The sequence below is a fragment of the Aeribacillus sp. JST-2 genome, assembly GCF_056032925.1.
Window position 1 is genome coordinate 1 of sequence record NZ_JBVVUU010000027.1, and the last position, 14,009, is coordinate 14,009.

At 40.1% G+C, this 14,009-nt stretch carries 14 protein-coding genes; 6 read left to right on the forward strand and 8 right to left on the reverse strand.

The window, feature by feature from the left end; genetic code table 11:
• Positions 1-146: 146 nt before the first annotated feature.
• Positions 147-392, forward strand: coding sequence for a hypothetical protein (locus tag AC0KTX_RS12425; protein ID WP_474252486.1), 246 nt, complete (start codon positions 147-149; stop codon positions 390-392).
• A gap of 32 nt (positions 393-424) precedes the next feature.
• On the opposite strand, the gene AC0KTX_RS12430 is transcribed toward AC0KTX_RS12425, so the two are convergent.
• The 7 genes from AC0KTX_RS12430 to AC0KTX_RS12460 all read right to left on the reverse strand — a co-directional run bounded on the left by AC0KTX_RS12430 (position 425) and on the right by AC0KTX_RS12460 (position 7,768).
• Positions 425-1,555 (reverse strand): ABC transporter ATP-binding protein, encoded by a 1,131-nt coding sequence (locus tag AC0KTX_RS12430; protein ID WP_474252487.1) that lies wholly within the window; start codon positions 1,553-1,555, stop codon positions 425-427.
• Between the two features lie 113 nt (positions 1,556-1,668).
• A complete protein-coding gene (locus AC0KTX_RS12435; RefSeq protein WP_474252488.1) occupies positions 1,669-2,544 on the reverse strand; it encodes a PucR family transcriptional regulator in 876 nt (291 codons plus the stop codon).
• A 79-nt stretch (positions 2,545-2,623) separates the two neighbouring features.
• The gene (locus AC0KTX_RS12440) at positions 2,624-2,824 is read right to left on the reverse strand and encodes a hypothetical protein (RefSeq protein ID WP_474252489.1); all 201 of its coding nucleotides are present in this window, start codon (positions 2,822-2,824) and stop codon (positions 2,624-2,626) included.
• 74 nt (positions 2,825-2,898) lie between these two features.
• On the reverse strand, positions 2,899-3,948 hold the full coding sequence (locus AC0KTX_RS12445; RefSeq protein ID WP_474252490.1) for a YheC/YheD family endospore coat-associated protein: 1,050 nt from the start codon (positions 3,946-3,948) through the stop codon (positions 2,899-2,901).
• Positions 3,932-5,287, reverse strand: a complete 1,356-nt coding sequence (locus tag AC0KTX_RS12450) for a YheC/YheD family endospore coat-associated protein (protein ID WP_474252491.1) — start codon at positions 5,285-5,287, stop codon at positions 3,932-3,934. The genes AC0KTX_RS12445 and AC0KTX_RS12450 overlap by 17 nt, the downstream gene beginning before the upstream one ends.
• A gap of 7 nt (positions 5,288-5,294) precedes the next feature.
• Complete coding sequence (locus tag AC0KTX_RS12455; protein ID WP_474252492.1) at positions 5,295-6,371, reverse strand: YheC/YheD family endospore coat-associated protein; 1,077 nt, start codon at positions 6,369-6,371, stop codon at positions 5,295-5,297.
• 47 nt (positions 6,372-6,418) lie between these two features.
• Positions 6,419-7,768 (reverse strand): YheC/YheD family endospore coat-associated protein, encoded by a 1,350-nt coding sequence (locus AC0KTX_RS12460; protein WP_474252493.1) that lies wholly within the window; start codon positions 7,766-7,768, stop codon positions 6,419-6,421.
• 119 nt (positions 7,769-7,887) lie between these two features.
• On the opposite strand from AC0KTX_RS12460, the gene AC0KTX_RS12465 reads away from it, so the two are divergent.
• From AC0KTX_RS12465 to AC0KTX_RS12485, 5 genes are all read left to right on the forward strand, one after another.
• Positions 7,888-9,015, forward strand: a complete 1,128-nt coding sequence (locus tag AC0KTX_RS12465) for a DUF445 domain-containing protein (protein ID WP_474252494.1) — start codon at positions 7,888-7,890, stop codon at positions 9,013-9,015.
• A gap of 153 nt (positions 9,016-9,168) precedes the next feature.
• Positions 9,169-9,516, forward strand: a complete 348-nt coding sequence (locus AC0KTX_RS12470) for a YlbF family regulator (protein ID WP_474252495.1) — start codon at positions 9,169-9,171, stop codon at positions 9,514-9,516.
• Between the two features lie 153 nt (positions 9,517-9,669).
• Positions 9,670-10,899: an ROK family transcriptional regulator gene (locus tag AC0KTX_RS12475; protein WP_474252496.1), complete on the forward strand. Its 1,230-nt coding sequence runs from the start codon at positions 9,670-9,672 to the stop codon at positions 10,897-10,899.
• 105 nt (positions 10,900-11,004) lie between these two features.
• Positions 11,005-11,868 (forward strand): Cof-type HAD-IIB family hydrolase, encoded by an 864-nt coding sequence (locus AC0KTX_RS12480; protein ID WP_474252497.1) that lies wholly within the window; start codon positions 11,005-11,007, stop codon positions 11,866-11,868.
• 96 nt (positions 11,869-11,964) lie between these two features.
• On the forward strand, positions 11,965-13,449 hold the full coding sequence (locus tag AC0KTX_RS12485; RefSeq protein ID WP_474252498.1) for a coproporphyrinogen III oxidase: 1,485 nt from the start codon (positions 11,965-11,967) through the stop codon (positions 13,447-13,449).
• 349 nt (positions 13,450-13,798) lie between these two features.
• Here AC0KTX_RS12485 and AC0KTX_RS12490 read toward each other — a convergent pair whose 3' ends face one another.
• On the reverse strand, positions 13,799-13,984 hold the full coding sequence (locus tag AC0KTX_RS12490; RefSeq protein WP_474252499.1) for a YhzD family protein: 186 nt from the start codon (positions 13,982-13,984) through the stop codon (positions 13,799-13,801).
• Between the last annotated feature and the right edge of the window lie 25 nt (positions 13,985-14,009).

Genomic DNA, 14,009 nt, shown 5'->3' on the forward strand with positions numbered 1-14,009 from the left:
AACCCCGGTACGCTCAACCCTTTGTGGGAGGGGCGCGCCCCTCCCACAAAGGCAACCACCCAAGATATGCGATTGTCAAGGAGCGTATCGGACTGGAAATTCGATAAAAAAACTTTCTGAAACTTAGTATACGAGGAGTTTTATTTATGCATGTTTGTCCGCTATGCAATGGTCTGCAACAGGCATCTATATCTTGTTCAAACTGTGGGAAAATATTAACGGACGCGGGTAAACTTACAGATTATCTTGATGATTACAGCGCTTATATGGATATTGACATCATGAAGTTGTTTGATGGTGTTGAACAGTCGTTGGAGGTTCATCAATGTGTGCACCTTTTCTACTGCAGTCACTGCCAACAGGAGCAGTTGTGCATAACAAAAGAAATATAAAAAACCCGGCACCTACCGGGTTTTTATCATGTTCAAACAACTTCCGCCACTTTTTCTTCACTTTTTGGACGAATTCTTACTTCTGTATCTTTGTCAAAGAAGTGCGCTTTGTTCATATCGAACGCAAGTGTAACTCTGTCGCCGCGTTTAATATTGGAACGGGAATCGACACGTGCAACGTATTCTTGGCCGTTCACTTGGGAGTAAAGCATAATTTCAGAACCCATCAGTTCGGCAACTTCAATATCAGCTTGGACCGCTGAGCCTTTAAAGGAATCAATGAAGATCGGTTCATCGTGAATATCTTCAGGACGAACGCCGAGAATGACTTCTTTATCGTTATATCCATGTTCACGCAATGTTTTTAATTTTCCTTCAGGGATTTCCAGCGCAATATCGCCAATATGAAATTTTCCTTCAGAAATGCGCCCTGTAAAGAAGTTCATGGCGGGAGAGCCGATGAATCCGCCTACAAAAACGTTTTCTGGTTTTTCATAAACATCTTTCGGAGCACCGACTTGTTGAATAATGCCGTCTTTCATTACAACAAGGCGGGTAGCCATCGTCATCGCTTCCGTTTGGTCGTGTGTTACGTAAATCGTTGTTGTTTGCAAACGTTGGTGAAGTTTTGAAATTTCAGAACGCATTTGCACCCGCAATTTTGCGTCGAGGTTCGATAACGGTTCGTCCATTAAAAATACTTTTGCATCGCGCACAATCGCACGTCCTAATGCCACACGCTGGCGCTGACCGCCTGATAGCGCTTTAGGTTTGCGGTCTAAATATTGTTCAAGCCCCAAGATGCGCGCTGCTTCTTTTACCCGCCGGTCAATCTCGTCTTTTGGGAATTTGCGGAGTTTTAAGCCAAAAGCCATGTTATCATAGACGTTCATATGCGGGTAAAGCGCGTAGTTTTGGAAAACCATCGCAATGTCGCGGTCTTTCGGTGCGACGTCATTCATCCGTTTGCCGTCGATATAAAGATCTCCTTTAGAGATTTCTTCTAATCCGGCAATCATTCTTAAAGTTGTTGATTTTCCGCAGCCGGAAGGACCGACAAAGACGATAAATTCCTTGTCTTTAATATGAAGATTAAAGTCTTTAACGGCTGTTACTTTGTTATCGTAAATTTTGTAAATATGTTCTAAGCGAAGCTCTGCCATCAGTTTTCCTCCTTTTTTGAATTGCGTTTACATTATTGTAAACGATTTCAATGAATCCATAAATATTCATGCTGCATGAATCGTTTGCAATTTTTTTGTGCAATGTGCCAACATCAATGTTCATAAAGGCGGATTAATAAATAAACGGCAACGGCATCGCAAAATTGACGCACATCAATGCCAGTCCATTCAATAAATTTGTCAATTCTGTATTGTACGCTGTTTCGATGCATAAACAGTTTCTTTGCCGTTTTGGTCACATTTAAATTGCTTTCAATAAAAACTTTAATGGTTTTCATTAATTCTCCATCTTGAAACGCTTCCAAAATATAATCCGAAAGAAATTCCTTAGGATGGATCTTTTGCTTTTTATGAATAAATTGAAGAATGAGCAATTCAGAAAATGTAAACGCCTTGTTTCCCCCGTCAAAAATGTTTTTGTATAATTCAATCAATGCGATTTCATTTTGGATAAGCCGAGGCAGTTTGGCATTGACCCGATGGAGCTGGCCGATGAAAATTGCAATATCTGTCATAAAGTCTGCGCCAACCGTCTCGGCTGTTTGCGCCAATGCCTCGCTGGAAACGGGCTCTTTATCGTTTTCATGAATCAGCCACCCGTGCTGGTCGCTCAGCCAAACGATGGAAAAAGAGTGAATGATGCCTTGAAAAGCTTCTTTAAAAATGTCTTTTTCTTCAATTTTTTGATTAGTGAAAAAATAGTAAAAACGCACGTTCCGAATAGTTTCTTCTAAAGGTTTTTGCTCAAAAATGAAATGAAACCATTTTGACCTGTTTCCTTTTTGCTGATCTATCGGATAAGGTTGAAATAGGGCTGATAACAGTTTTTCTTCTTCATCGGTCAGAAAGCTGCGGTGGATCCCGAATATTTCATTTTGCTCCGTTTGAAACCATCGATAGTCGGAAGAATTAGGATGATAGGTTGATGTAAACGCTTCTTTATAACGGTTTTTCAACTTGTCCAGCATAATGATTCCCCTTTTTCTGAAAGCCCTGTACTTATCATTATAACGAAAAAAACCTGATGTGTTTTGAACATCAGGCAAATTATTCTTTCTTTTTCATGCTTTTTGTTTGAAAAGGGGGTTCCTCTTCTTCAAGATCTCTTGCTTCTTCAATATTGGTCATGTTGTAGCGGGAATGAACGTTTCCGCCAGCAAGGCCTTCATTGATCATTCTGTCAATGTCCATAAAAAGCTCGTCTCTTCCTTCGTAAAGGGAGTCATTTTTTCGGTGGTCCTTTTCCATTTGAGCTGTCTTCATCTCCTTTTTTCGATCATATTTTAAGTTTTTCAAAAAACGGCGGCATTATGCGATCGGGATTAAAATGGAAAACTAGTGTTTTTTTTCTCCGCCAGCAGAAAGAACAGGCTGCTGAGTTGAGCAATTCCCTTGTTGAAAATTTCTTTTTCGTCAAAGGCCATAGGTTTTGAGTTGATTTCATACAGATAAAAGTTTCCTTTTTTATCCATACCGACATCCATTGAGAACTCCCCAACAAATTGAAAACAGTTCGAAAGGGTTTTGCCGATTTCATGGCAAATTGCTTGTAGATGCTGAATATTTACCTGCTGTTCGACGATGGAAAAGGGTAAAATCATGCCGCCGTATTTGGTGTGCGTCGTGATATGGCGGGAAGCGCGGAGGCCAATCCCTGTAATGTTGTATTGATTTCGCTGAAAATGAACGAACACCCGCAAATCATATTTCATTCCGAAAAGATAGTCGGCGGCTGCCTCCTGTTGAACAATGTACGTTTCGTTTAATACGATGTTTTCAATTTTCTTCCAAATTTCTTCAAATGAGCTGCTAATGATCATTCGGTTATGAGATAAGAGCTCATAATGATCGTTGGCGGCAGCCTTGATTTTTAAAACTCCTTTTCCTTCGCTTCTAAATGCCGGTTTGACATAAACAGCATGATAATTATTTAGAAAAGCCGACAGATCCTGTTTGGAAGTGATCCGCTTCGAGTCAGGGATGAGAGAAGAGAGGACAGCGTTTTTTCTAAGGCAGCGGATGACCTCCCATTTATTGAAAAAGCGGCGGTTGAAATATGGGATGTTTCGTTCTTTTAAAGAGGAGAAAATGTTGGCCAAGTTTTGTTCTTCTTTTCTGAAAGGATAGCGGTTGTAGACAACATCCGGGTAGGGAAATGAGGCGGCTTTCCAATGGTCTGTATCGGGTTCATATTGAAAACCACTGATTTTATTTGTCAGCAAACTTGACGGAGTAAAAACAAAACTGCCGCCTTTCATTTGTAGCAGTTGTTTTTGAATAGCTTTAAAAAGAGGGACGTTTCCGTAAAAAAAACGGTCTTCTTTCGCATCTCCCGCGAGAATTCCCACCAGCGCTTCACGGCACATCCGCATAAATCCCCCCGGATTCCACCGATTTTTTCATTAAATATGCTGCATATTGAAACGGAAAGCGCATTGTTAAAACATCGGCTTCTTTTAAATCTTTATGTAAAAAAATCGATCTCCCAGGTTTGGAATTGGCCTCAAACATCCATATTTTTCCTGATTGATCGATCCCAAAATCAAAGCCAATTTCTCCGACCTGACCTTCCATGGACAAGTCAATCACCTCGCTGATGATGAGAGCTGATTGGCGCAGCAAAAAATCAAGATTGCCGGAATCGATCGGCAGTTTTAATTCATTGAGGGATTTCACAGTCCCGCCATTTTTTATATGTGTCGTGATATTTCCTTTACCGGCGACCTTGGCGGCCATTGCGCTTACAACCCATTCCCCGTTTATGTTTTTGTTTGTATGAACGCGGAAATCAATCGGCTTTTCTTCTGTTTGCAGGAGGCAGATTCCTTGCTGAGCAATATATTGATTTAATGATCGACCTGTAAATTGATCGTGCAGAAACATTTCAACGGTCGGGTATTGTTCAATACAAATGCTTCCGTCCTGGCGGTGGAAGCGGCAGCTGATCGTTTTGCCGCTGTTTCTTCGTTCCAATTGAAACACCCCCAGCCCAAGGCTTCCATCAGCAGGTTTTAAATAAATCATTTGATAGCGATCCAATAGACCGTTCAATTGGGAAATGGTCGGAGAACAGCAAGTCACCGGCAAATACTTGCTTGTTTTCGGATCTTTCATAAGCAATTGGTAGATGTGCCATTTGTTAAAAAAACCGGGGTTAAACGTGGAAATCGAATAATTTTCGGAAAACTTTTTTTTAATCTTTTGATATAAGGCCAAACGTTCCACTTTTCGATTTGGCAGCCGGTCATAGATGACGTCAGGAAACGGAAACGCCGCTCTTCTCCAGCCTGTATGGCCAAATGTATAACCTTTTATGTATTCTTCGTCCCACTCTATTTGGTGGGAGCCGAAAATGTAACAGAAAGCGCCTGTTGAAAAACCGTTTGTAATGAGTTTGGAAAAAAACATGGAACGGGAGCCGATGGGACGAAGAAGCGATTTGTAGAAGCCGGCCGTGAAGATGCCGACGACAGGGCCAAGCATGAGTGTATCATGGACAATAACTGCTTTTATGTTGATTCGCTCTGGAAGAAGAAGAGCTTCAGCAATATCCGTTGATACAAAAATGTTATTTGCTGTGCCTGAATGTCCGTCGATGCGGCAAGAAGATTTCCGCTTTCCAAATGATATGAATCGAATGTTTTGGTTAAGGATAGCTTGCGGCACCATGACCGTTTGATGGATTTGTCGTTTGATTTGGATTTGATACATCATTTTTTCACCTTCGTTTTGCCATTTGGCTTTGTAAATAAAGTGCATACCGGATAGGTGCTTCAATTACCTTATTGGTGCGGGCGGGGTCTGCTAAAAGGGCAACTTTTCTTCCGGGTTTTGAATTAATATCCAAAACCCAGATTGTTTTTTTTTCAAAGTCAATGCCAATGTCAATTCCGAGTTCAAATTTTACAGGAAATGCTTTTTCCACTCGATTCGGCAGTTCGTTCCCTAAAACGGTTATTTTTTGATCATAAAAGTTCGCCAAATAGGATGGGAGACTTTTTTTCCAACGTTCAAACGGGAGTACGGAAGCGCCTTTTGATAAGTTTGCCAAAAAAGAAGATCTTTTCCCGATTCTTATCCCTTTTCCTTGTACAGCCCAGTATCCTTGTTCGTTTTTTTGAAATAAAATGCGCAGATCAAAAGGCCTTTCGTCTTGGCTTCGTAACGAAAGCAGCGGCTGAACAATGAAAGGTTCGTTCATTTTTTTTGCTAAATATTGATAAAATCGATTGATTTGCGTGAACGAAAGGGCATTTTGCCCTTCATAAAGGGTGATGGATCCGTTATGTTTGCGAATAACGATAATCCCCCTTCCGCCAGAACCTGCCGACGGTTTCATTATGCAAGAATCATATTTTCCTAAAAAAGCTTCTACTTGTTCCGGATGGCGAGCGAAATTGGTTTCGGGAAGAAACGGTGCGATGAAAGGGTCAGTTTTCAATATTTGAATTTGCTTCCATTTGTTCGGCAAGCCATGGTTGAGAAAGGAAATCTTTGGATCTTTTTTTAATTTGTTAGCAATCAGGCGATTTTCCAGTGATGATTCATCTTTCCCGTACAAGGCGCGGTCATAAATGAAAGAAGGGAATGGAACAGTATGTTTCTCCCATTTCTGTGCATCTTCGTTCCAACAGATGCCGGTTAATGTCCGTGACGATAAATCCATATCGGCTGGCCGGAACTTTATCAATTGTACACCAAGCTTTTTTCCGGCGTTTGCCATTTGTTTGAAATAGGCATTTTCGTGATGATGACGATTGACTAAAAATCCTAGCGCCAAAAGCGAATCTGCCATAATGTCCGCCCCGCTAATGTTTGTTTTTTGCATTATATGAAAGATTGCTAAATTTCATAACCGCTTAATGAAAAACAATAGTGGACGATTGCTTTCGCTGAAGGCCTGATCGTTTTTGATTCGGAAATGTCATTCCGTTTAGAAGGTTTTGTGTTCACTTCCAATATCCATGGTTTTCCATCTTTGCTAATCCCGATGTCAATTCCGAATTCCCCGTATTCACCTTCAACCTCCAGGCAAATGGTGTTCACAATTTCTAAAGAAATTTCATGAAGGATTTGATAGAGGTGAAAGCACGTTTTGCGGTCGAAGCATTCAGACAACATTTTTTTCAAGTTGCATTGTTCTCCGCCTTTAGCCAAATTGGAGACGAATTGATCTTTCGCCGAAAGTCGGGCAACGGAGGAAGTCACCTTCCATTGTTGTTGGTCAATTTTATGGCACAGCAGTCTGAAATCGAGACAGCGTTGATCATACGATACCAAATCGATTGTCTCCTGAATGATATGTTGTTCTTTTTTGAGATAAGGCAGCAGCTTTTCATACATTTCATCAAAGGAGGAAAATAATGCCGGTTCGTTTGAATGGCTGAAGCGCACTTCAAAGCCGTTTTCATTTTGTTTAAGGCGCATAATTCCTCTTCCGTGGCTTCCGTGAATCGGTTTTATAAAAACATCTTTAAAATCATGGAGAAATATTTGCAGCTCCGCTTTTTTTGTCAAAAGCGCCGTTTTCGGGACATATGGGAGAAGAGAATGATTAGAAGCGAAAATTTTGTATATTTCCCATTTATTTAAATAGCGGCGGTTAAAGATCGGAATGTTGTTCATCGTGAGTGTTTCCATTAAATTTAAGAAATTTTTGGAACCTTCCAATCTTCTTGATCGTATCCGATTGTAAATGACGTTCGGGAATGGCATATCAGCAATTGTCCAAACATTTTCTGCCAGGTAAAATCCTTTCATTTGATCGTCATTTAAAAGCGGCAATGTCGAAACATAAAAGAGTGCACCTTTTTCCTTGCTGTAGTTTGCCATTTCTTTGCAATAATCATCCATGTTGCCGAAATGAATTTCATCTTGTCCACTAACATAATCGGTTAGTAAACATATAACGGGACCAAGGTTGATCGTGTTGGCAAAACGGTCATAATGAAGAGAAAGGGTTAAATATTTTAACGGGAGGTGAAGCGCTTTAAAGACTTCTTCGCTTGCATAAATGATTTTTGTTTCGCTTTTAAAAAAAGAAGATTCTATTTTAATGGTTTTCATCCCGCAGTTTAAGAAAAAGAGGCGAATGAGCGGAAGCTTGATTGATTTTTGCAGCGAGTCGCTAATTTCCATGTAAAAGGCACCTTTTTTGCTCATTGGAATCATAAAGACGTTCATTTTTGACATATGAAAGACCCCGTTTGCACACAAGTGTGATCGACTTTATAATAAAGATTTAGGTAAAATGGCTATCATATTGTATGTTTGATAATGAATCATGTGATTACACAGTGAGGAAGATGAAAATGGAAGCAATTATTTCTGCAGGATTTATGGTGTTCGTTGGCGCCTTGATTGGCGGAGTAACAAATTTTATAGCCATCAAAATGCTGTTTCGTCCTTACCAACCAGTCTATTTATTTGGAAAAAGGCTGCCGTTTACACCAGGGCTTATTCCAAAAAGGCGCGGGGAATTGGCGTTTCAGCTTGGGAAAATGGTTGTGGAACATTTGGTTACCCCTGAAGGAATCAAAAAAAGAATGGAAGACCACTCTTTTCATAAGCAATTGCAGACTTTTGTATCGAAAGCGGTTGAGGAATGGCTGAAAAAAAATAAGACAGTGGAGGAGATGGCCGGAGAGTTTGGAATTGATCTCAACGGCGATTGGATGAAAGAGAATCTGCAACAAGCCATCAAATTAAAAGTAGAAAAACTTTTCAACAATGATGCGGCCTTAAAAGAAGTTTTGCCGGAAGAAATAAAAAAAGCAATCGAAGACTTGATTCCAGCAATATCGAAAATGTTGACGGAAAAAGGAGCCCAATATTTTGAAAGCTTGGAAGGAAGAGAAGCATTCCAAAAAATGATCAGCGATTTTTTTCTACAGAAAGGAACATTTGGAAGCATGATCCAAATGTTTTTGGGGAATATGCAAATTGCTGATAAATTGCTGCCTGAGGCAGTGAAATTTTTCCGCCATCAAGGAACCATTGATTGGCTATCATCAGTTCTTTTCAAAGAGTGGCATCGTTTCATCGAAACGCCTGTTTCTGAACTGGCAAATAAGGCAAATAAAGAACAAATCAGCGATTTCTTAGCAAAAGTTATCATCGATCAAATTCCGATGGAAGAAAAAATGAAAGAACCAGTTTCCTCATTATTGGAACCTTACCAGCAAACAATAAAAGAAACAATGGTGCCCAAAATGGTTTCGCAAGCACTCGCTTTTTTGCAAGCGAACGTAGAAAGAATAATGCAAGTTTTGCATATTGACCAAATTGTGGCCGATCAAGTCGAATCTTTTTCTGTTGAACGCCTTGAACAAGTAGTGTCGGCTATTTCAAAAAAGGAATTGAAAATGATTACCTATTTAGGGGCTCTTCTCGGCGGGATTGTCGGTTTTATCCAATCGATCATCATTCTCATTTTGTAAATGTTTTGGACCTGAAGCTATTTCATAAAAGATGATATTCTGCTCCGAAGGACAGGCGATCCATTTTCTCGCGCAGAAAAAAGTTTTTTGACAGATGGCTTGACAATCGTTTATAGTTTTTTCAAGAATTGATTTAAAAGAGGAGGGGCAGGATTGTCGGAAATTTTATTCAAGGCCGCGCAAGAATTTGAAAAAGCGTTGGAAACAAGCGATGAATTTGTACAGTTAAAAAAGCTTTATGATGATGTCCGTCACGATGAATCCGCCAAAAACATTTTTGAAAATTTCCGCAGCATCCAATTGAAACTTCAAGAAAAGCAATTAATGGGCCATGATATTACTCAAGAAGAAGCCGTTCATGCCCAAAAATGCGCCCAGCTGGCACAGCAAAATGCTAAAATTGCCGCCTTGCTTAAAGCGGAAGAGCGATTGAGCCGAATGATGTTGGATTTAAATAAAATCATGATGAAGCCGTTGGAAGATCTTTATGAGATTCGGTAAAAAGCTTTGCTTTGAAAACAGTTAATTCGTTTTCAAAGCTTTTTTTATTATTTTGCTTCGGAAATGGGGCTTGTCAAAAGGACAGTTCATTGAGATACTTAAAAATGTAAGGGCTAACATTTTTGAATGCAGCGGTATTAGCGGAGGATAAGGATGAAAGAAGAAAACATAATCGGAAGCTTTCAATTAATGAAATCATTAAATAAATCTTTAATTTTGAATACGATTCGAATACATGGCGCCATTTCAAGGGCGGAAATTGCCAAAAAAACAAAATTAACCCCGCCGACGGTTACAAATATCGTCAATGAATTGTTGAAGGAAGGTTTGGTAAAAGAGGGTCAGCCGGGTGCGTCGAATGGAGGAAGGAAGCCCATTTTGCTCAAAATCAACGGCAAAAATTTTTTTGTGATGGCAGTCGACATTAGTTCGAAAAAAATCCGATTTGCTATCACAGATTTAGACGCTCATATTCTTTTGTATAAAACCGTCAATCTGAAGGACCCGATTACGAATGAGCTGTTTTTGCAAACAATTATTAAGCAAATATATTTTATGCTTGATGAAGCGAAAGTAGATTTGCAGAAGTTTGTAGGGATCGGAATCGGCATGCACGGCATCATCGATGCGAAAGCCGGAATCAGCATTTATGCTCCCGGTTTGCAATTGCGCCATATTCCATTAAAAGCAGAACTGGAAAACGAATTTAAACTGCCAGTGAAGCTGGAAAATGATGTTCGGGCCATGGCGCTTGGCGAAAGCTGGTTTGGAAGCGGAAAGGGAATCAATAGTTTAGTGTGTTTGAATGTTGGAAATGGAGCCGGTGCCGGTTTTATTGTGGATAACAAAATTTTCCGGGGTTATGACGGTCTTGCAGGCGAGATCGGCCACATGTTTATCGGAGTAAAGGGATCAAGATGTTCGTGCGGCCGTTATGGATGTTTGGAGTCCATTGTCGGATCGGAAGGGTTGAAATACAGGGCGTTAAACAAAATTTTGCTTGGATATAAAACGAAAATCATCGAAATGGCGGAAGGAAATTTAGAAAACGTAAACGGAGCTATGATTTATGAGGCAGCGCTGGCGGGAGATTCGCTTGCAATAAATATTTTAACGGAAACAGGGCGGTATTTGGGACTTGCCATTACAAACATCATTCATTTGATCAACCCAAAACGAATTGTCATTGGGGGAGGTTTGGCGAAAGCGAAAGATTTTATTTTAGCGCCGATTCGAGAGGTTATTGAGGAAAGAAGTTTGACAGAGCAGGCGAAAAAAACGGAAATTGCTCTATCGGAATTCGGAGAAAAAGCGACGGTTATCGGCGCTGCGGCACTCGTGCTGTCTGAATTGTTTACCGTCCAATATGATTCTGTGTCTTGATTCATCCTCCCTTCTCTTTCGGATTGTTTTCACAGGTTCTAATTTGTCTGATCAGGACATATTCTCATAGTAGAAATGTGACAACAAGAGAAGGAGGACCAACAGATGATCTACCGCTTGCTTGCTTTAAATATTGACGGAACGCTCCTCCGTTCAAACGGCCGCCTTCAAAGTTCAACGAAGGAAGCGATACAGTTTGTGCAAAAGAAAGATGTATATATAACCCTCGTGACGAGCCGTCATTTTCAATCAGCAAAAAAGCTGGCAAAAGCGTTGAAAATCGATGGCTGCCTCATCACACATGGCGGTGCGTTTATCGCCAATCGCTTGGATGATCCGTTATATGTAAAAAGGATATCAGAAGACTTGACCTTTAACATCGTACAGGTGCTTGAATATTTTAATTGTAATATTCGGATTGTGCACGAGCGGTTTTCCATCGGCAATCGTAAAAAAATATCGTCTAATATTATGGGCAAGATGCTATTAAATTCCGGGGATCCTCTTTTTTATCCGATACAGTTTGTCGAATCGCTCGCCGATGCATTGATTGATGATCCCGTTGCCGCACCGAAAATCGATGTCTATTTCAACGATTTTGAGGAAAGCCGTGAAGCAGCAAAAACCATTCAAGACGCTTTTCAAGAGGTTGATGTAATTCGAATTCATGAGGAAAAAATCGAAATTGTGCCAAAAGGTGTTTCAAAACTGGCAGGATTACAAAAACTTGGAGAGCATTTAGGGATTGCGCTTGATGAAATGGTTGCAATCGGCGACGGATTGGATGATTTGGAAATGATACAAAATGCCGGCTTAGGGGTGGCGATGGGAAACGCTCCATTTGAGGTCAAAAGGAAGGCGGATTGGATCACGAGATCAAATGATGAGCAAGGCGTATCCTACATGGTAAAAGAGCATTTTCGCAAGCAATATCGCATTAATTTTTTAAATAAAATAAAAAACAACTAAATCATCCATGACAGGATGATTTTTTTGTGTTGACCAACCTTTATTCCCTTTAGTAAACTATAAAGAGTTTTATCTTATTAGCGCAAAGGTGATAGAATGCGAATTTTCGTTCAAGGTATAAATGACAATCGGTTTCATCGCCCCCTTCAATTGATTTCCAATTTGTTTTTTGAAGAGGCGGAAATTTCATTTGAGCGAGCGCCATTTGATATCGAAGTATTTTTTCAAATTGAGGAAAATGAACATCACGCCGCTGTATTTTGCGAACTGAAAGCAAAAGAATGCTTCAATGCCTTTTACGAAAAAGACATTTCAGCCGCTGACGAAAAAGAGCGGTTAAAACAAATTAAACGGGCTGTTTCCCATGTGTATGTGACCGTTCTGCAAGATTTTACAGGGATTAAGCAAAAATGGGGTATATTGACAGGGGTGCGCCCAACGAAGCTTTTTCACAGCAAACTGATGAGGGGAGAAAACAAGGAAGCGATCTATCAGCAATTGAAAGAAGAACTTTTATTATCGGACGAAAAAATCATGATGATGGAAAAAATTGTTGATAAACAATTAACCGTCATCCCGGATTTATATCAGTTAACGAATGAACTGAGCATTTATATCGGCATCCCGTTTTGTCCAACGAAATGCGCATACTGCACGTTTCCCGCCTATGCGATTGGGGGAAAGCAAGGAAAAGTCGATTCTTTTTTAGGCGGACTTCACTACGAAATGAAAATGATTGGCAGCTGGTTAAAAGAAAAGGGAATCAACATTACGTCCGTCTATTTTGGCGGAGGGACGCCGACAAGCATTACGGCCGAGGAAATGGATCGGCTTTACGAAGAAATGTATGAATCTTTTCCGAATGCCGGTCAAATACGGGAGGTCACCGTTGAAGCCGGAAGACCAGATACGATCACTCCTGAAAAAATTAAAGTCCTAAAGAAGTGGAACGTTGACAGAATCAGCATCAATCCTCAATCGTATATCCAAAATACGTTAAAAGCGATCGGAAGGCATCACACCGTCGAAGAAACGGTCGAAAAATATTATATGGCAAGGGAAATGGGCATTCAAAACATTAATATGGATTTAATTATCGGACTGCCTGGGGAACGATTAAAAGAATTTGAATACACTCTTTCTGAAACGGCAAAATTGATGCCTGAATCATTAACCGTTCATACCCTTTCTTTTAAGCGGGCATCTGAGATGACGAAAAACAGAGAAAAGTATAAAGTGGCGGAACGAAGCGAAGTTGAAAAAATGATGGATCTGGCAGTTGAATGGACGGCGGCCAACGGATATGAACCGTATTATTTGTACAGGCAAAAAAATATTTTAGGGAATTTGGAAAATGTCGGATACTCCCGAAAAGGTTTTGAAAGCATTTATAACATTATCATCATGGAGGAAATGCAAACGATCATCGGGTTAGGATGCGGGGCGTCAAGCAAACTGATTGATCCGGTTACAAGAAAAATCACTCATTTTGCCAATCCGAAAGATCCCAAATCCTACACCGAAGGGTTCAAACATTACACGCAAGAAAAGCTTAATTTATTAAATGCGCTTTATAGTTGAATCTCAATATTTTTCCATAAGTGTAAATGTCAAAATAAGAATGCACAATTTTGATTGTATAGTGATGTACAAAAATGATTTTATGGATAATTATGTTATTAAGTGGTGGATAGTAATAACTTGACATGGAGCCTCTACGGGCATGACTTACGAGCCAAGAAGCCAGCAATATCAATAGCTGGCTCCGCCTAACAAGGCTATCATGCCCGCCTCTCCATGTAAAGTTGCCCTAAGGCAATAAGAGAAACTATATAGCATAGCTTTAAACAATCATTTTTGTACATAGTTAAATTAGCATTTCCACATAAGAAGGTCAGACGCTTTCAAAAAGCCTGACCTTTTAAGTGCGTCAACGGTGAAATAAAACTAGTTTTCCTGTTGATGTCGTTAATCGGTGGGTGGCTTCATCGCAATTGTTTTTCTTCAACATTTCCTCGGCTATTTTTTTGGCTTCTTGTTCACCCTTTGCTTCAATCTTTTCATTGAGAAGACATTCCCCTTTGCTTGAGAAGGCTGTCAAATAATATGTCGCCATTTTGCTCCCTCCTTTTTTCATCTAA

Excerpts from the sequence above, each read along its gene's own strand:
- AC0KTX_RS12460 (WP_474252493.1), bottom strand. The coding sequence starts at position 7,768 with ATGTCAAAAATGAACGTCTTTATGATTCCAATGAGCAAAAAAGGTGCC.
- AC0KTX_RS12475 (WP_474252496.1), top strand. The coding sequence starts at position 9,670 with ATGAAAGAAGAAAACATAATCGGAAGCTTTCAATTAATGAAATCATTA.
- AC0KTX_RS12440 (WP_474252489.1), bottom strand. The coding sequence starts at position 2,824 with ATGGAAAAGGACCACCGAAAAAATGACTCCCTTTACGAAGGAAGAGAC.
- AC0KTX_RS12425 (WP_474252486.1), top strand. The coding sequence starts at position 147 with ATGCATGTTTGTCCGCTATGCAATGGTCTGCAACAGGCATCTATATCT.
- AC0KTX_RS12435 (WP_474252488.1), bottom strand. The coding sequence starts at position 2,544 with ATGCTGGACAAGTTGAAAAACCGTTATAAAGAAGCGTTTACATCAACC.
- AC0KTX_RS12480 (WP_474252497.1), top strand. The coding sequence starts at position 11,005 with ATGATCTACCGCTTGCTTGCTTTAAATATTGACGGAACGCTCCTCCGT.
- AC0KTX_RS12485 (WP_474252498.1), top strand. The coding sequence starts at position 11,965 with ATGCGAATTTTCGTTCAAGGTATAAATGACAATCGGTTTCATCGCCCC.
- AC0KTX_RS12465 (WP_474252494.1), top strand. The coding sequence starts at position 7,888 with ATGGAAGCAATTATTTCTGCAGGATTTATGGTGTTCGTTGGCGCCTTG.
- AC0KTX_RS12450 (WP_474252491.1), bottom strand. The coding sequence starts at position 5,287 with ATGTATCAAATCCAAATCAAACGACAAATCCATCAAACGGTCATGGTG.
- AC0KTX_RS12490 (WP_474252499.1), bottom strand. The coding sequence starts at position 13,984 with ATGGCGACATATTATTTGACAGCCTTCTCAAGCAAAGGGGAATGTCTT.
- AC0KTX_RS12445 (WP_474252490.1), bottom strand. The coding sequence starts at position 3,948 with ATGCGGATGTGCCGTGAAGCGCTGGTGGGAATTCTCGCGGGAGATGCG.
- AC0KTX_RS12455 (WP_474252492.1), bottom strand. The coding sequence starts at position 6,371 with ATGGCAGATTCGCTTTTGGCGCTAGGATTTTTAGTCAATCGTCATCAT.
- AC0KTX_RS12430 (WP_474252487.1), bottom strand. The coding sequence starts at position 1,555 with ATGGCAGAGCTTCGCTTAGAACATATTTACAAAATTTACGATAACAAA.